This is a genomic window from Streptococcus sp. E17BB (assembly GCF_041807725.1).
In the GTDB taxonomy this organism is placed as follows: Bacteria; Bacillota; Bacilli; order Lactobacillales; family Streptococcaceae; genus Streptococcus; species Streptococcus entericus.
In genome coordinates, this window is sequence record NZ_JBGTZC010000001.1 from 71965 (window position 1) to 88073 (window position 16109).

At 44.2% G+C, this 16109-nt stretch carries 16 protein-coding genes and 2 pseudogenes; 7 read left to right on the forward strand and 11 right to left on the reverse strand.

Going from position 1 to position 16109, the window contains the following annotated elements; all coding sequences use genetic code 11:
* Positions 1-148 precede the first annotated feature (148 nt).
* From ACERC7_RS00330 to ACERC7_RS00345, 4 genes are all read right to left on the reverse strand, one after another.
* Entirely contained in the window at positions 149-1279 is a 1131-nt protein-coding gene (locus ACERC7_RS00330) for a cell division protein FtsQ/DivIB (RefSeq protein ID WP_373665808.1), read from the reverse strand.
* Complete coding sequence (locus ACERC7_RS00335; protein ID WP_373665809.1) at positions 1266-2342, reverse strand: UDP-N-acetylglucosamine--N-acetylmuramyl-(pentapeptide) pyrophosphoryl-undecaprenol N-acetylglucosamine transferase; 1077 nt, start codon at positions 2340-2342, stop codon at positions 1266-1268. Before ACERC7_RS00335 ends, ACERC7_RS00330 begins: the two co-directional genes overlap by 14 nt.
* The gene (gene murD, locus ACERC7_RS00340) at positions 2335-3699 is read right to left on the reverse strand and encodes a UDP-N-acetylmuramoyl-L-alanine--D-glutamate ligase (protein WP_373660476.1); all 1365 of its coding nucleotides are present in this window, start codon (positions 3697-3699) and stop codon (positions 2335-2337) included. The genes ACERC7_RS00335 and murD overlap by 8 nt, the downstream gene beginning before the upstream one ends.
* 111 nt (positions 3700-3810) lie before the next feature.
* Complete coding sequence (locus ACERC7_RS00345) at positions 3811-5472, reverse strand: NFACT family protein (protein WP_373665810.1); 1662 nt, start codon at positions 5470-5472, stop codon at positions 3811-3813.
* A 217-nt stretch (positions 5473-5689) separates the two neighbouring features.
* On the opposite strand from ACERC7_RS00345, the gene ACERC7_RS00350 reads away from it, so the two are divergent.
* Both ACERC7_RS00350 and ACERC7_RS00355 read left to right on the forward strand, forming a co-directional pair.
* Positions 5690-6064, forward strand: coding sequence for a VOC family protein (locus ACERC7_RS00350; protein ID WP_373658086.1), 375 nt, complete (start codon positions 5690-5692; stop codon positions 6062-6064).
* A 179-nt stretch (positions 6065-6243) separates the two neighbouring features.
* A complete protein-coding gene (locus ACERC7_RS00355; protein ID WP_373658087.1) occupies positions 6244-6489 on the forward strand; it encodes a recombinase family protein in 246 nt (81 codons plus the stop codon).
* Here ACERC7_RS00355 and ACERC7_RS00360 read toward each other — a convergent pair.
* Both ACERC7_RS00360 and ACERC7_RS00365 read right to left on the reverse strand, forming a co-directional pair.
* Positions 6431-6607, reverse strand: a pseudogene (locus ACERC7_RS00360) (glutamate--tRNA ligase family protein); the annotation flags it as partial. The gene ACERC7_RS00355 and the pseudogene ACERC7_RS00360 overlap by 59 nt on opposite strands.
* 439 nt (positions 6608-7046) lie before the next feature.
* A complete protein-coding gene (locus ACERC7_RS00365; protein WP_373665811.1) occupies positions 7047-7709 on the reverse strand; it encodes a hypothetical protein in 663 nt (220 codons plus the stop codon).
* Positions 7710-8041: 332 nt separating this feature from the next.
* On the opposite strand from ACERC7_RS00365, the pseudogene ACERC7_RS00370 reads away from it, so the two are divergent.
* A pseudogene (locus ACERC7_RS00370) lies at positions 8042-8404 on the forward strand (transposase); the annotation flags it as partial.
* A gap of 57 nt (positions 8405-8461) precedes the next feature.
* On the opposite strand, the gene ACERC7_RS00375 reads toward ACERC7_RS00370, so the two are convergent.
* From ACERC7_RS00375 to ACERC7_RS00395, 5 genes are all read right to left on the reverse strand, one after another.
* Positions 8462-9652: an acetate kinase gene (locus ACERC7_RS00375; protein WP_373658089.1), complete on the reverse strand. Its 1191-nt coding sequence runs from the start codon at positions 9650-9652 to the stop codon at positions 8462-8464.
* A 149-nt stretch (positions 9653-9801) separates the two neighbouring features.
* On the reverse strand, positions 9802-10746 hold the full coding sequence (locus tag ACERC7_RS00380; RefSeq protein WP_373665812.1) for a class I SAM-dependent methyltransferase: 945 nt from the start codon (positions 10744-10746) through the stop codon (positions 9802-9804).
* A gap of 66 nt (positions 10747-10812) precedes the next feature.
* The gene (locus ACERC7_RS00385; protein ID WP_018368826.1) at positions 10813-11022 is read right to left on the reverse strand and encodes a helix-turn-helix transcriptional regulator; all 210 of its coding nucleotides are present in this window, start codon (positions 11020-11022) and stop codon (positions 10813-10815) included.
* A gap of 11 nt (positions 11023-11033) precedes the next feature.
* Positions 11034-11324, reverse strand: coding sequence for a DUF2975 domain-containing protein (locus ACERC7_RS00390; protein ID WP_373665813.1), 291 nt, complete (start codon positions 11322-11324; stop codon positions 11034-11036).
* Positions 11321-11557: a hypothetical protein gene (locus ACERC7_RS00395; protein ID WP_373665814.1), complete on the reverse strand. Its 237-nt coding sequence runs from the start codon at positions 11555-11557 to the stop codon at positions 11321-11323. Before ACERC7_RS00395 ends, ACERC7_RS00390 begins: the two co-directional genes overlap by 4 nt.
* 280 nt (positions 11558-11837) lie before the next feature.
* On the opposite strand from ACERC7_RS00395, the gene ACERC7_RS00400 reads away from it, so the two are divergent.
* The 4 genes from ACERC7_RS00400 (at position 11838) to ACERC7_RS00415 (ending at position 15986) form a co-directional block, all read left to right on the forward strand.
* Entirely contained in the window at positions 11838-12650 is an 813-nt protein-coding gene (locus ACERC7_RS00400) for a Cof-type HAD-IIB family hydrolase (RefSeq protein WP_373665815.1), read from the forward strand.
* 360 nt (positions 12651-13010) lie between these two features.
* Positions 13011-14000, forward strand: coding sequence for a PTS sugar transporter subunit IIB (locus ACERC7_RS00405; RefSeq protein ID WP_373665816.1), 990 nt, complete (start codon positions 13011-13013; stop codon positions 13998-14000).
* Between the two features lie 260 nt (positions 14001-14260).
* Positions 14261-15058 carry a PTS mannose/fructose/sorbose transporter subunit IIC gene (locus ACERC7_RS00410; protein WP_373658181.1) on the forward strand — a complete coding sequence of 266 codons (798 nt, stop codon included), beginning with the start codon at positions 14261-14263 and terminating at the stop codon, positions 15056-15058.
* Positions 15059-15074: 16 nt separating this feature from the next.
* A complete protein-coding gene (locus tag ACERC7_RS00415; RefSeq protein ID WP_373665817.1) occupies positions 15075-15986 on the forward strand; it encodes a PTS system mannose/fructose/sorbose family transporter subunit IID in 912 nt (303 codons plus the stop codon).
* Positions 15987-16109 lie beyond the last annotated feature (123 nt).

A 16109-nucleotide genomic window follows, 5' to 3' on the forward strand; every position in this document is an offset into this window, starting at 1 on the left:
CTACAGTTGACAAAGAGCTGATTAAACAACCCGTCTCCTGTCCAATACAGACAACGAGTCGCATAAAATGGGCTTTTCTTCGGTACCATTATTGGAGTGTAGTGCCCTATTTCTTTCCCAACACATCAGCAAACGGAGTAAAAGCTTTTTAGTTACTGTTTGACGATGAGGTGCTGCTGGTTTCTGTAAGCGTTGATGGCTTAGTGTCACTTGAGCTGCTGTTGTTGTTAAGAGCTGCAAGTTCTCTGGACTCTTGTTCTTTACTGGCTTTGGTTTCAGCAGCTGAAGCTTCCAGTTCAGGCGTTGTCGTGTAAATGCCAACCTCCATATCGATAATTTGTGGATAGGTCAGCTTGTCTTTAATGGTTTTGTAGTAAGGGAGCTTTAGGCTGATTTCCGATAGGGGAATACGAACCGTGTGCCCTTCTGCCATCGTGAGCAAAAGCAAGTCAGGCGTTGACGCTGAATTAGCAAAGATAACTTGCTTGACAGACTGGCGAATGCTCGGATCAAGACTGATAAACTGTTTGATAAAACTAGCGGTGTCTTCTTGTTTGTCAAACTTTAAAGGTAGGCTACCCTCGGGAAGTTGACCATCACCTAGTGGAGCGACTTGCTCACCATTTTCTAAAATTGGTCGAAAACCATCCGCGGTTTCATTGTAAGCAACGATGGCATTTTCTTCCACAGCGATAGCAAATTTGTTAGGAAATTGATAGGTCAGATTGGCTTTTTTTACCCAAGGATTCTTTTTTACAAGAGCTTTCTCATAGCTTTTTAAGTTGAAAAACGTATGCGTGATGTAGTCATCCGATGCGATTCCTGTTGCCTTGATGATTTCTTGCTCAACGGCATGTTGAAGTCCTGACACAGTGACTATTTTCTGTTTGCTAAAAGGGCTGATGGTAAAGAGAGCCAATAACAAAACAATCAGAGCAGTAAAGATAATCGGCAAGGCTTTTGGCCATTTCTGTGATAGCCCTTTTTTTCTCACTCGCTTAACCTTAGGTGGTTCAACCGCTATCGAGTCAGGTGATACGGGTGTCTCTAAAGCGTTCGACGAATCAGAGCTGTCAACAGTTTTGTCTGTCTCAGTAGCTTCACCGTCAAGTGAGGAACTCGCTGATTCATTTTTTTGTAACGCTTCAGCTTCCAAACGCTCTTTTTCCGCCTGACGCTCCTTTTTTCGCTGTTGAAATTCTAAGTTACGTTTCTGCCACTCGGTCAACTCTGGCTGAGGTTTCTTTTTTGTCGATTCTCGTTTCTTAAATGTCGCCACATAACCCTCCTATCTCTGACAAGAGCAACTGATAAAAGCTGTCAACAGAGGTGATGTCAGTACTTCGGGACATGGCAGAACGGTAACTGTCTGCATATCTTAAGAGTTGGTTGACCTTGTCAAGCAGACGCTCAACGGTCAGTTCCTCTTCCAAAAGCTGCTCGGCATAGCCTTTCTTGACAAAATAGGCTGCATTCTCCAACTGATCCCCACGGCTGGCTTGTTTCCCAAGCGGTACAATCACATGTAGCTTTGCCATTACCAATAATTCAAACAAAGTGTTAGCCCCCCCGCGCGTGATGACCACATCAGCCTGCTCTAATAACGGCTGGTAGAGGTCGGTGGCATAAGCTAACCGATAACAGTTGCGTGAGAGCTGGTTCAGTTTTTCATCGCCTGTGATGTTGATGATATTATAGTGCTGACAGAGCTCTGGGTGAGCTGTGATAAAATCGTTAAAGACCTTGGCTCCAGCAGACCCTCCGACAAAAAGCAGTGTTTTGAGATTGGGGTCAAATTGCTCAAGAATTGGTCCCAAGTCAGTAGCAGAACCAGTCGTTGATTGATCAACCTTGGTCACTGCACCGACTTGCTGAACCTTGGCACTCTTTAGTGTTGGTGCAAAAGTCGTATACATCTTGGTCGCAAATTTGCTGGCAATCCTGTTAGCTAACCCCATGGTCAAGTCTGACTCGTGGATAAAAACAGGAACCCCCAGCACTCGGCAAGCAATCACAGGCGGAACAGACACAAATCCCCCCTTTGAAAAGAGAGCTTTGGGGCGAAGACCAGTGATAATCACTAAGGATTGTAGAATCCCAAAGGCAACCTTGAAAAGGTCCAGAACATTTTGCAGGCTAAAATAACGACGCAACTTGCCCGTCATGATGCCATGAAAAGTCACTGCATACCCTGATTGCTGGATTTGCTGGTACTCAACACCTTTTTTATCCCCAATGTAGTGAACCTCCCAACCATCGTGAAGAAGTTTCGGGATTAAAATCAGGTTGAGGGTCACATGACCAACCGTGCCACCACCTGTTAAAACAATTGACTTAGCCATGATAATCTCCTTGTAGTTGGTCAACGGCAGCAAGAAACTCATCGCCTCTGACTTCAAAGTTTTTGTACATATCCCAACTGGCATTGGCTGGGCTAAGTAAAATCACATCTCCTGCTTGAGCCTTGGCAAACGCAAGGTGAACAGCTTCCTTGACATCTTTGGCCTCTTGATAGTTAATCCCAGCTTTCTCACAGAGGGCAATCAGCTTAGGTGCTGTTTCGCCTAACACAATCATGCCTTTTAGACCTTCTACATGAGGCAGAAGATCATCAAAATCGTTGCCACGATCAAGCCCACCAGCAATCAACAACAACTGGTGATTATCAAAGCCAGACAGGGCTTTCTGAGTGGCTAAAGTGTTGGTTGACTTGCTATCATTATAAAAGGTCACGCCAGCAATCGTTGCTACCTTTTGCAATCGGTGCTTAACGCCACCAAATTGACTCAGAGCAGCGATAATGGCTTGATTCTCAATCCCTGAGAGTTTAGCAACAGCAATCGTTGCTAGTGCATTTTCAACGTTGTGGCTACCAGGAACGCCGATAAGATGAGCCGGCATGATGGCCTCTTCTCGGAAGTAGAGCTGACCATCTAAAAGATAAGCCCCATCAACAAGTCCAGTCGTCGAGATGGGAACAACTGTCGCGCTTGTCTGCTGAGCTAGTTCTCTTGCCATCGCCTGATCATGATTGATCACCAGATAATCTACCGGTGTCATATTGTCTTGAATGCGCCACTTGGCTGACACATAGTCTTCGAAGGTCCCATGATAATCAAGGTGGCCCTCAAAAAAGTTGGTGATCACTGCAATTTTAGGGTGAAACTGCTCTATTCCCATCAGCTGAAAGGAAGAAAGCTCCATGATAAGTGTATCTGTTGCTGTCGCATGAGCGGCAACTTCACTAGCTGGGAAACCGATATTGCCAGACAAGAGCCCTGAACGACCTGCCTGTTCAAAAACATCTGCAATCATCGTCGTGGTTGTTGTTTTACCATTGGATCCTGTAATCGCAATGATTGGTGCTTCTGAGTTCAAGTAAGCCAGCTCAATCTCCGTATAAATCGGAATCCTTTTCTCCTGAGCCTTTTGTATCATGTCGTTTGTATACGGAATCCCTGGGTTTTTGACGATGAGCTCAAAATTTTCATCGAGTAAGTCCAGTGGGTGACTGCCACAGATAACCTTGATGCCTGCTTCTAGCAAGTTTTGGGCAGCTGGGTTGTCCTCAAACGGCTTGCCATCATTGACCGTAACGATAGCCCCTAGGCGGTCCAGCAGACGTGCCGCGGCTTCACCAGATTTTGCTAAACCGAGAACCAACACTTTTTTGTTGTTAAATGACCGAATGTCTTTCATACTAATCGTCTTTCTTAGATATTAATTTGCTACCTGCTTATTTTACCATAAAAGGGCAGAAAAAGGCTAAATAAGCTGGCAGATTGCCTGAAAAACCAACTAAGGACGTTCCTAGTTGGTTTGTTTCATCTGTTTAATTTTGCCCTCATCAGGGGTCACGCGTAAAGTCTTTTGTCCTGTATAGGTAACAAAACCTGGCTTAGCGGCAGTCGGCTTGTGGAGCTTTCTGACCTCAATCATATCGACTTGAACCAAGTTTGACAAGCGTGCCTTCGAATAATAGGCCGCAAGCTCGGCGGCATCGGTCTTGACTTCATCTGATGGATCAAGATTATCCCTGATAACCACGTGGCTCCCTGGAATATCCTTGGCGTGAAACCAGAGCTCGTTTTTCTTGGCCAGCTTGAAGGTCAGCTCTTCGTTTTGCAGGTTGTTACGTCCAACCATGATGATGGTTTGACCATCTGACGCCAGATAGCTCTCAGGTTTTTTCCGTTTGTGAAGCTTATCCTGACTGCGACGACGGATAAAACCTGTCTGTACCAGTTCGTCACGAATGTCACTGATGTCCTCACGACTGGCTTGACTGAGCGCCAGTTCCACCGTCTCCAGGTAAGCGATGGTCGCCTTGGTTTCAGCAATCAAACCTGTCAAGTGCTTCACCGCCTCCTTTAGTTTCTGGTATTTCTTGAAGTAGCGCTGGGCATTCTGATTGGGCGTCAAGGCCTTATCAAGGGCAATCGTCATCGGCTCACCCGTGTAATAATTATCCAGCACCACGCTATCTTTGTCGTTTGGCACCTGATGCAAAAAAGTGGTCAAGAGCTCCCCTTTTTGACGGAAGTCCTCCGCATTCTCGGTCGCCAGTAGCTCGTCCTCCTGTTTGCCCAATTTCTTACGGTTCTTGGCCAGTTCATTATCAACTTTCTGCACCAAATCACTGGCCTGCTGAGCCACACGATCCCGCTCTGCCTTGTCCATGAAAAAGACATCCAAAAGCTCCGACAGGTTGTCATAGGGTTTTGGGCTATCGCCCCATGGCAGAGCAGCAAAACCTTTTGCCGTTAAGCTGGGTTGAGACGGTTGGGCAAAAAATTGACGGAAGGTTTTGAGCTTCTGGCTGCTGGTCATCAGCTCCTCAGACAACTTTTCCGCAGTATCCCGCCCCAACCCCTGAAAGAGGGTCTGCAGGTTTTTGCCTGTCAGCTCCTGCGTTTGCAAGAGGTCAAAGAGCTTTTCATCCCCAATGGTAAAGGGGTTGCCCTTACCTGTTTCAGGTGGTCTGAGGTAGTGACTTCCAGGCAGAATCGTCCGATAAGAGTTCTGCGAGAAACCGACATGCTTGATGGACTCGATGATTTTACCTTGGCTCTTATCAACCAAGAGAATGTTGGAATGCTTGCCCATGATTTCGATGACCAGGGTTACCTTGAGCTGGTCGCCAATCTCAGTTTTGTTAGAGACGCTGATTTCCAGAATGCGGTCATTATCCAGCTGGTCAATCGCCTCAATCACCGCCCCCTGCAGGTACTTTCTCATCAGCATGGTAAAGGTATTTGGTACCTTTGGGTTGTCAAAGTCAGCTCTTGTCAGCTGAATCCGACCAAAAACTGGGTGGGCAGACAGGAGCAGTTTATAGTTGGTGCGATGGTTGCGAATGCCCAGTACTAATTCGCGCTCGAAGGGCTGGTTGACCTTCTGGATACGACCACCTAGCAGATCTTCTTGCAACTCTTTCGTCAAATGGTGCAAAAAAAAGCCGTCAAAGGACATGGGTCACCTCTTTCTATGGTTCTCTTTCTTTTATTATAGCACAGGACATGCGCAAACGCATGAGGAAAATCTAGCTTTATCGTCCTGTGAACAGCTGCTAAGTCCGACTGAAATGCGTCACCGTCAGCCCTTCTAAATCACCATGAGAAGTTCTCTTTCTTGAAATAAAAACGTTTTTTCGTTATCATAGAAGTATCATATAGATAGGAGAACAGCGATGAAGCTATTACATACCTGTATCCGTGTCAAGGATTTGGATGCCTCAATTAACTTTTACAGCTCAGCCTTTCCCTTTAAGGAAGTTCGCCGCAAGGACTTTCCTGACCACAAGTTCACCCTTGTGTTTATGAAAACCGAAGGGGAAGATTTCGAACTAGAGTTGACCTATAACTATGACCACCCAGGCTATGACTTGGGCGACGGCTATGGTCACTTGGCTGTAGGTGTGGAGGATTTGGAAGCCAACCACGCTAGCCATATCGTTGCGGGTTATGAGGTGACCGACCTCAAGGGTCTCCCTGGTCAAGAACCCCACTACTACTTTGTCAAAGATCCTGATGGCTACAAAATCGAAGTCATTCGCCTGCATTAATCGCAGAGCAACCTACTGCTAGGCAATTATTAACCAAGCTGATCATCTCTGTATTCACTAACAGGAGGGTCGGCTTTTTTAGTACGCAACTAAGTTGCTGTGAAAGGTGGCGACGGTTTTTATCATAAGAATTTTGATACAATACTGTCCCTGCTGCAATGGTTGGTAAAGGAGACTGTATGTATTACTTGAAAAAATATCACCATCAGCCCAGCATCACGATCGGCTACGCCCGCGTCAGCTCTGCTGACCAGCATCAAGCGCTAGGACTAGCGGTTCAAAGGGAGGCCCTCAGCTTTTGCGACCTTATCTTTGCCGAGAAAGACTCAGGAGCTTACAACCATCGTCCCAAACTGGATAAAGCCCTTGAGACCGTTCATTGTCTTCGACATGGAGTTCACGGTCTGTGTCCTCAATACGAATGATAAAAGTACCACCATGATGACGAGCATAAATGTAGTTAAAAAGAGCTGTACGAGCGTTTCCGATATGGAGTATGCCTGTTGGACTTGGTGGGTAACGCACGCAAATTGGTTGTGACATCGTTTCTCCTCATTTATTTAGTCAATCCCTAGTATTAAAGCATAGCTAGATGATGAGATTATCCTTTGAACAACTTAAAAAACGCCCGATGAACGAGCGTCTGATTTAGTGTTTTCGATAATTGCAAAACATAAACAACATTACCGAGAAGAGAAAATAAGTCAAAAGCTGGTTCCTAGCAAGCAATGGTAAAGGGATTGCCAAACTATCTAGGAGAGTTTTTATGACAAATGAAAGCCCCAAACAAGGGAATAAACCGAAAATCCTCTCCTCTTCTTTTGTCCAACGAACACCTAAAAACGGTAGCGACAGAGGTAGAACGACCAACATCTGAACCAACTTTGGAAAGTTTTCTAAAAAACGACTTGGCAACAAAAGGAAAACAGCTCCGAGCACCATAGCAGTGAATGCCAATCGTTTCACATAAATACGCCAATGATTAGGTTGTTTTATGATCATAACTAACGATTGAACCCCCTCGATAAGCTCTTCTAGCACGTTTGTGGAGAGCTATCCAGCCATTTCCATCAGTGTCAAGTGAAGTAGCGAGCATCTCACCAATACTCCAACCAATGCCCATAAAGGCCAAAATTCCATGTATTACTGAGACCGCTACTCCAAACCAACCTGCCAAAAAAGCTGTCGTAGCTGTAAATCCCGCATTTGCTAAATTAGCAACTGCTCCAGCTGGTACCGCGAGCCCTGTATATTGCCAATCATCATATACATGACGAAAACCTGTTCTGCCAACACTCTCTTTTACAAACTCCTGTCGGCTAACAAGCCCCGTATTATCTGTCGTTTCAATAATAGAACGGTTATTAACCGACGTAGAAGAAATCATATCATGCGTTTCTAAATTATAAATATCCGTCGCTAATACAATACCGTTTTCTCCTACAAGCATTGTGATGATATAGTTATTTTCAAAATAGGATTGCTCCACTTTATCTGGATTAGCCGCTTTAATCTCCGTAAATAATGACGAATGTCTAACAGAATCTGTTCCCGAAAACTCTAAAGCTTTAACAATAGAGATAGGTTGTATAAATATGCTCAACGCCATCAAAAATAGATAAAAAGCAGAAAATTTCTTAGACATCTTTATTCTCCTTTGACATAAGATGCTGGTATCTAACACCTTGCCTTTAAGTACGACTAACCTCCTTTCAATTTATTGACAAAGCACTTGTGCCTTTTTTCTCATTTTATCATATAAAATAAAAAAAAGCAAGAAATTAGAAAACGAATACAAAACCTGTTAAAAAGTCCCACACTTCACTTTGAAAATAAAATACATAAAAAAGTGATCTACTCCCCTTATAGTGGACAGTGAAAAAACAAAAATTCACTAGAAACTAAAAGGGGAGTTTTCGTATGTCAAAAAGAAGTCCAAAATCAGTAGAGGAAAAACTAGAGATTATTATCAGCAAGCATAATGACAATCCTCTTGTTATGGAGAGCCTAAGAAATGCTATGGAAGCTAATTCAGATGCCACGCCACTTATCCCTAGTGAGCGTGACTCCCAATACACTTCACGGAAATATCGGATGATAACGACACAATATCAGATGACACAATCTATGTCACGAGTTGGCAAATGCATTGACAATGCGCCAATTGAGAGTTTCTTTGGTCACTTTAAAACCGAGTGCTATAATTTGAATAGTTACAAGACCTTTGAGGAATTGGTTACTGATATTGATGACTATATCTATTTTTACAATAACGAACGATTTCAAGAAAAGTACAACGACCTTGCCCCTCTTGAAATGAGGAACAAGGCCGTTGCTTAATCTTTTATTATTTCATTGTCCACTTGACAGGGTACCGTTCACATACCACTCCCTCAATTAGTTTTTCAACTTTTCAACATCTCGCGCGATAACCAACTCTTCATCTGTTGGAACCACGAGGACACGCACTTTGGCAGCTGGTGTTGAGATATCACCTGAGTTACCAAAAACATTCTTCTCAGGGTCAATGTCAAGACCAAACCATGTCAAACCATTGACGATTGATTGACGCACCAGAGCGGAGTTCTCACCGATACCTGCGGTGAAGACCAAAGCATCTGCACCATTAAGTACCGCTAGGTATTGACCAATAAACTTCTGCAAACGATTAACCAGCATATTGAAGGCTAGGGTACATTTTTCATCTCCTGCCGCAACACCTGCTTCAATCTCGCGCATATCACTGGATACTTCGGCAATACCGAGGAGACCGGATTGCTTGTTGAGGACGTTGACGACATCTGCAGCATCTTTTAGCTCTTCCACCTGCTCGATTAGATAAGGAATGATTGCTGGGTCAATATCCCCTGAACGTGTCCCCATCATCGGACCAGCAAGCGGTGTGAAGCCCATGGATGTGTCGACAGATTTACCACCATCAATCGCTGAGATTGAGATCCCATTACCGATGTGAGCGGTAATCAATTTTGTTTCTTCCAATGGTTTTCCAAGCAACTCAGCTGCCCGACGAGACACGTAGTAGTGGCTTGTTCCATGAGCACCGTATTTACGTACTTGATGATCTGTATAGAACTTATTTGGTACGGGGTAGCGGTAAGCAACTTCTGGCATGGTCGTATGGAACGCTGTATCAAAGACCGCGACGCTAGTGATGTCTGGTAAGATTTCCTTAAAGGCACGGATACCAGCCACGTTAGCTGGGTTGTGAAGTGGCGCTAAGCTAGATAACTTCTCAATACGAGCGATAGCTTCCTCGTCCAAGAGAACTGATTCTTTAAAGTCTTCACCACCAGCAACAACGCGGTGACCGACGCCTGTAATCTCATCATAGCTACTGATAATCTCGTAGCGAATCAAATCATCTAGCAAAAGCTTTACAGCTTGGTTATGGTCAGCAATATCAAGGGTTTGAGATTCCTTTTTCCCATCAAACTTTACAGTTGAAATCGAATCTTTCAAACCGATACGCTCAACAATACCAGCTGCCAAGACTTCTTCTTCTGGCATGCGGTAAAGTTGCCACTTTAGGCTTGAACTACCTGCGTTGATTGCAATTGTTTTTGACATCATACACCTCTATTTTTTTGTTATCCCTTACATTATAGCAAATTCTTATCAAAATGGCACGCCTTTGGACTATATTTTTTTGTGAGTTTGTGACGTTTTTAACAGTTGTTTCCCAGACATGATAGACTATAAACGATTCATAATCATTATTAGCTACTTTTCCAGGTCCTAAGAGCTTTCATAAATGCTCTTAAGGCATCGGGGTCTTTTAAATCAGTTAAGGGATAGATGAAGCTCTCCTTGCTCTTTTCTGCTTGCTTTTGCAAGATAAAAATCGATTTGGTCAGTTGCTGACCAGCAAAAAGGTTATCAGGCAAGGTAATCACACCAAGGATATTGGCATAGTCGCTTAGCCATTGTTTCAATAAATCTGCCTGCGGGCTTGTTAACAAGTTATTTGGCTCTAGAAAAATCGCTAGTCCTCCAGGTTTTAAGTACTTGAGCGATTGTTCCATGAGGAGATGATGCGCATAGGTTTTTTGCCCTGTTGAGGCCACCTGATAGCGGCTAGCAATCTCTTCATCAGGGTAATATCCAACTGGCAAATCAGACAAAATCACATCGCTCTCTGGCAAATGCTGCGGACGAACAGCGTCGCCTTGTACCAAAGTCAACGGTAAACCAGCAATCTCAGCCATGCTAGCCGATAAATCAATCAGCAAGTCATCCAGCTCAATGCCTGTATAAGTTAGCTGCTTGCTGGTTTGGCTGAGCAACGTTAAGGCCAGATTGCCCGTACCTGAACCGATTTCCAGAACATCCAGCTGAGGTTTATCCGTCAGGACTTCAATCAAGAACAAGAGGATAAAGCCCAGTGAATCTGGGGTGAATTGATGATTAGGCTGGAGCTTATCTGTCTGACTACCCTTGATGAGTAGGAACTGATAAACACGTCGCCAGTCCTCAGCACTCAGTTTAAGGTCACGTAGGACTTGATGGCGCTTGGCTAGGTGCTCGCTTGCTGTTTCTTCCCCAAGATAGGACGCATTTTGCTCAATCAAGGCATCAAAGAAATGGGTTGATAAGGCCGTTTGCAGATCATGGGTATTGTCCAGCACCAGCTGGTAGGCCTGTTCGATTTTAGTTAATGTCATGGGTTGCCTTTCCAACGTTTTTGGTCTCATTATACCAAAAAACCAGCCCATTGGCTGGTTTTAGGTTTAGTCTTGATCTGGTTGATAGGCTAAAATATCGCCTGGTTGGCAGTTGAGCTCACGGCAGATGGCTTCTAAAGTAGAGAAACGAACGGCTTTCGCCTTTCCTGTTTTCAAGATAGACAAATTAGCGGTGGTGATGCCTATCTTTTCAGCCAAATCCTGTGATTTCATTTTTTTCTTTGCTAATTCCACATCGAGGTTCACTATAATCATCGACTGACCTCCTAAATGGTAAAATCATTTTCTTCAGCGATGGCGTTCGCTTGCTCCAAAACTTTGGAAATAGTCCAAACTAAAATCGCCGCAATGATAGGAAATCCATCGAAACCAATCTCTAAATTGCTTACAGGACCAACTGAAATGCTAAGCACCCAAGAAAATAGCAGAGCGATTGCCGCATGACGTGCCAAGGTGGCATTTTCAGCGATGAAAATACGGTCTTCGAGGAGGTTTTTACAGAATTTACGGATAAACCAGGTAAGGGCAATATGAGGTAAAACGTCAAGTAAACTCAACCAGAGTAACCAGAGGCTAGGTAGACTAGACAATTCGCCTTGTACCTGACCGCCATGTTGTTGAGCAAATGTTGTTGAGCAAACGTCATTCCCCAAGAGACAATTTGATCAAGTCCGACCACACTAATGATGAGCAACAAGATTAAGCCAATCACAAAGCCGAAAAGCTGGAGACCAAGGGCAATGTTAAGAACAGGGACAAGGTATTTTAGGTATGATAATTCTTTTTTCATGATGAAACTCCTTTTGATATATTTGTTAGTTAGATATTAAGAATAGTTACAAAGCCAATAAATCGTTTTTGGAACTGATTAAATCATTATTTTCAACTCTTTTTTATTGTTTATCAATATGTTGTCGACATCTTTAGTATACCACAAGAAAATTCTTTTGCAACATTTCCTTATTAAAAAACAATAATTTTTTAACCTTATTCAAAATTTTCAACCTTTGACTGTTGATTTGATAGCTTTGCAGCTGAACTTTTCCCAGTTTTTTGCTATAATACCTCTTATGACAAAAAAAGTAATTGCTATTGATTTAGACGGCACACTCCTTCGCCGTGACCACACCATTTCAGAAAACAGTGTTAAGACGATTCAACAGGTTATCGCCAAGGGGCATACAGTTGTCATTGCTACAGGGCGCCCTTATCGTATGGCAAAAGCCTACTATAAACAGCTTGGACTGACCTCTCCGATGATTAACTTTAACGGAGCAATGTTACATATCCCTGAAAAAGCTTGGGCAGGTGAACATGCCATTACCATCGATCGCTCTTACCTCCTTGAGCTATTGCAGGAAACCCATCGATTCGAACTAGACTTCGTCGCTAGCGAATACCGCGACCATTTCCTCGTCACTTTAGATCAGAGGGATAAGATTGATCCAAAACTTTTTGGGCTCAATGAGCTGAGCGATGACCTCTTGCTTAACCCAAATCAGCTACTCGCAGATCCTCTTGCATTGTTAGTGCAAACCCGTCACGAGGATAAGTACCAGCTGGCAAAAGAGATTAAAGCCTATTTCAGGCATGAGATTGAAGTTGATTCTTGGGGCGGACCATTAAATCTGTTAGAGTTTTCACCCAAAGGCATCAACAAAGCCTATGCTTTAGAGCGATTATTGACCAGTTTAGGACGGTCCAGAGAGGACTTGATTGCTTTTGGCGATGAGCAAAATGACACGGAGATGCTAGCTTTTGCAAACGTTGGCTATGCCATAAAAAATGCCAATCCCATGCTCCTTGAATATGCTGATCAACAGATTTCATATACTTGCGATGAAGACGGGGTCGCCCATCAACTCCGTGAATTATTTTTGTAAGTTTCAGAAAAATACTAAAAGAAACAAGTAAGCATTTTCAGGGAATTGAAAAAATAAAAATTTTTTCGAACAAGCAGGAACACTTGTTATATTACTTTTGTTCGTATTTTAACAAACTGAACTACCCAAAAACTCCTAAAAACAGGCTATCTAGCTTATTTTTTCGTTTTTGTTTACTCGCTCACTTATAGGTTAACTTGATTAATTATTATAATTTCTACCTATTGACAAGAAATTGAAATCGTTTTACAATAATGACGTTCTTGACTTTCTTTGACATGGTTAAAAAGGACTTTTAACACAATAAGAGGCTATTTTAGTCATGTCAATGAAAAATAATTTAAAGGAGGAAATTCAAGAATGGGTATCGGTATTGTTATTGCCAGCCATGGTGAGTTTGCTGCTGGCATTCACCAGTCAGGTGCAATGATTTTTGGCGAACAAGAAAAAGTACAAGTCGTGACCTTTATGCCAAACGAAGGTCCAGATGACTTGCACGCAAAAATCAGTGCAGCTATCGCTCAATTTGACGCCGATGATGAAATCCTTGTCCTCGCTGACTTGTGGAGTGGTTCGCCATTTAACCAAGCCAGCCGTGTCGCAGGTGAAAATCCTGAACGCAAGGTAGCTATCATCACAGGTCTCAACCTGCCAATGTTAATCCAAGCCTACACTGAACGTCTAATGGACGCTAGTGCTGGTGTTGAACAGGTGGCAGCTAATATTCTCAAAGAAGCACGCGAAGGGATTAAGGTTCTACCTGAATCACTCGAGCCTGCATCAACAACTGCAGCACCAGTTGCAGCACCAGTTCGTCAAAGAGCTATTCCTGAGGGCACAGTCATCGGAGACGGCAAGCTCAAAATCAACTTGGCGCGTATCGACACCCGTCTTTTGCACGGTCAAGTGGCAACTGCTTGGACACCGGACTCTAAAGCCAACCGTATCATCGTTGCCTCAGATACTGTCGCCCAAGATGAACTGCGTAAGCAACTTATCAAGCAAGCTGCACCAAACGGGGTGAAGGCAAACGTTGTGCCGATTAGAAAACTCATTGAAGCGGCTAAAGACCCTCGCTTTGGTGATACGAAGGCATTGATCTTGTTTGAAACACCTCAAGAAGCTCTCGAAGCTATCAAGGGTGGTGTGCCAATTCAAGTCCTCAACGTTGGTTCAATGGCGCACTCAACAGGTAAAACCATGGTCACAAACGCCTTGTCGATGAATAAGGCCGATGTGGCAACGTTTGAAGAGCTACGCGACCTCGGTGTCAGCTTTGACGTTCGCAAGGTGCCAAATGATAAACCTGGCAACCTGTTTGACTTGATTAAAAAAGCAAATGTGAACTAACTCTTCTTTGTTAAACTCAAAACTGAATTCGGACTAAAAATGCTCCAAAATTTAGTCAGCTCCTAGATGGCGACACCATCGGCGGATCTGCCTACGGATTTTATCGCATTTTCTTAACGTCCTTATATCTTATGAAATTGAACACGGGTTAAATCCTGTGTGAAAAAGACCAACTCTCCTAGAAACTAGAGTTTCTTCGCCTAGTTGCCTATTTTCACTGTGGATTTTTAACACCCTTTGTATCTTACTGAAAGGATAAAATAATGGATATTTCAATTATTTCTGCTATTTTAATCGTCGTGGTCGCCTTCCTAGCTGGTATGGAAGGTGTCCTTGACCAATTCCAATTCCACCAACCCATCGTAGCTTGTACCTTGATTGGTCTGGTGAGTGGTAACCTAACTGCCGGTATCATGCTCGGTGGTACCCTCCAGTTTTTGGCTCTTGGTTGGGCTAACATCGGTGCTGCGGTAGCTCCTGACGCGGCTCTGGCTTCTGTAGCTTCTGCTATCATCTTGATCAAAGGTGGCGACTTCTCAAACAATGGTATCCAAGTCGCACAAGCCGTTGCTATCCCTCTAGCTGTTGCTGGTCTTTTCTTGACCATGATTGTCCGCACGATCTCCGTTGGTTTGGTGCACGGTGCCGACGCAGCTGCTGAGCGCGGTGACTTTGCGGCACTTGAGCGCTACCACTTGGTTGCTCTCTCTCTTCAAGGTCTGCGTATCGCTATTCCTGCGGCGCTCTTGATTGCCGTTCCTGCTGATGCTGTACGTGCCATGCTGGAAGCTATGCCTGATTGGTTGCAAGGTGGTATGGCTGTCGGCGGTAGCATGGTTATCGCGGTTGGTCTTGCCATGGTTATCAACATGATGGCAACCCGCGAAGTTTGGCCATTCTTTGCTCTTGGTTTTGCTCTGGCTGCTGTCAGCGACTTGACCTTAATTGCTCTTGGTGCCATTGGTACAGCCCTTGCCTTCATCTACCTCAACCTCTCTAAAAAAGGCGGTAACGCTGGTTCAGGTGACCCAATTGGCGACATTTTAGAAGACTACTAAGAAGGGGGATAAAAACATGTCAGAAAAAGTACAATTAACCCTGAAAGACCGTCAGAACATCTGGTGGCGTTCTCAGTTCCTTCAAGCTTCTTGGAACTACGAGCGGATGCAAAACTTGGGTTGGGCCTACACTATGGTGCCAGCCATCAAAAAACTTTACACTAAAAAGGAAGACCAGCAGGCGGCACTTAAACGCCACATGGAATTCTTCAACACACACCCTTACGTGGCAGCACCAATCGTCGGTGTTACCCTCGCTCTTGAAGAAGAGCGTGCTAACGGTGGTCAAGTAGACGATGCCGCTATCCAAGGGGTTAAAATCGGGATGATGGGACCTCTCGCTGGTATCGGTGACCCTGTTTTCTGGTTTACCGTTCGCCCAATCCTCGGGGCCCTCGGTGCTTCCCTTGCCGTATCAGGCAACATCATTGGTCCACTGCTCTTCTTCATCGCTTGGAACGCCATCCGTATGCTTTTCCTCTGGTACACCCAAGAGTTCGGTTACAAATCTGGTCGTGAAATCACCAAAGACATGTCAGGTGGTATCCTTCAAGACATCACCAAAGGTGCCTCAATCCTTGGGATGTTCATCATCGCTGTTTTGGCAGAACGCTGGGTATCCATCAAGTTTGCCTTTAACGTTTCAGAAGTGCAATTAGATGATAAAGCATTTATCCACTGGGATAAATTGCCAGAAGGTAGCGAGGGAATTCGTGAAGCCTTCGCCCAAGTTGGTCAAGGTCTCTCTCAAACACCAACTAAGATAACTAGCTTCCAACAAAACTTGGACGGTCTCTTACCAGGTGTTATGCACTTGCTCTTGACCTTCCTATGTATGTGGTTGCTCAAGAAAAAAGTATCTCCAATCACCATTATTGTAGGTCTCTTCATCGTTGGTATCTTGGCACGCGTTGCAGGTATCATGTAAGATGGCAAACCCTCACTATGTGAGGGTTTTGTCGTCATTTGGGACGTGTCGCCTCTTACTTTTCCCTTTCTTTTGAGAAGATGCTGAGCACGCAACAAATTCTAACTAAGTTTTTGTTCGTCC

What these genes read in the sequence shown, in the direction of transcription:
- ACERC7_RS00365 (WP_373665811.1), bottom strand. Translation starts at nt 7,709, where the DNA reads ATGTCTAAGAAATTTTCTGCTTTTTATCTATTTTTGATGGCGTTGAGC.
- ACERC7_RS00385 (WP_018368826.1), bottom strand. Translation starts at nt 11,022, where the DNA reads ATGATTATAGTGAACCTCGATGTGGAATTAGCAAAGAAAAAAATGAAA.
- ACERC7_RS00335 (WP_373665809.1), bottom strand. Translation starts at nt 2,342, where the DNA reads ATGGCTAAGTCAATTGTTTTAACAGGTGGTGGCACGGTTGGTCATGTG.
- ACERC7_RS00380 (WP_373665812.1), bottom strand. Translation starts at nt 10,746, where the DNA reads ATGACATTAACTAAAATCGAACAGGCCTACCAGCTGGTGCTGGACAAT.
- ACERC7_RS00350 (WP_373658086.1), top strand. Translation starts at nt 5,690, where the DNA reads ATGAAGCTATTACATACCTGTATCCGTGTCAAGGATTTGGATGCCTCA.
- ACERC7_RS00355 (WP_373658087.1), top strand. Translation starts at nt 6,244, where the DNA reads ATGTATTACTTGAAAAAATATCACCATCAGCCCAGCATCACGATCGGC.
- ACERC7_RS00375 (WP_373658089.1), bottom strand. Translation starts at nt 9,652, where the DNA reads ATGTCAAAAACAATTGCAATCAACGCAGGTAGTTCAAGCCTAAAGTGG.
- ACERC7_RS00395 (WP_373665814.1), bottom strand. Translation starts at nt 11,557, where the DNA reads ATGAAAAAAGAATTATCATACCTAAAATACCTTGTCCCTGTTCTTAAC.
- ACERC7_RS00400 (WP_373665815.1), top strand. Translation starts at nt 11,838, where the DNA reads ATGACAAAAAAAGTAATTGCTATTGATTTAGACGGCACACTCCTTCGC.
- ACERC7_RS00415 (WP_373665817.1), top strand. Translation starts at nt 15,075, where the DNA reads ATGTCAGAAAAAGTACAATTAACCCTGAAAGACCGTCAGAACATCTGG.
- murD (WP_373660476.1), bottom strand. Translation starts at nt 3,699, where the DNA reads ATGAAAGACATTCGGTCATTTAACAACAAAAAAGTGTTGGTTCTCGGT.
- ACERC7_RS00405 (WP_373665816.1), top strand. Translation starts at nt 13,011, where the DNA reads ATGGGTATCGGTATTGTTATTGCCAGCCATGGTGAGTTTGCTGCTGGC.
- ACERC7_RS00345 (WP_373665810.1), bottom strand. Translation starts at nt 5,472, where the DNA reads ATGTCCTTTGACGGCTTTTTTTTGCACCATTTGACGAAAGAGTTGCAA.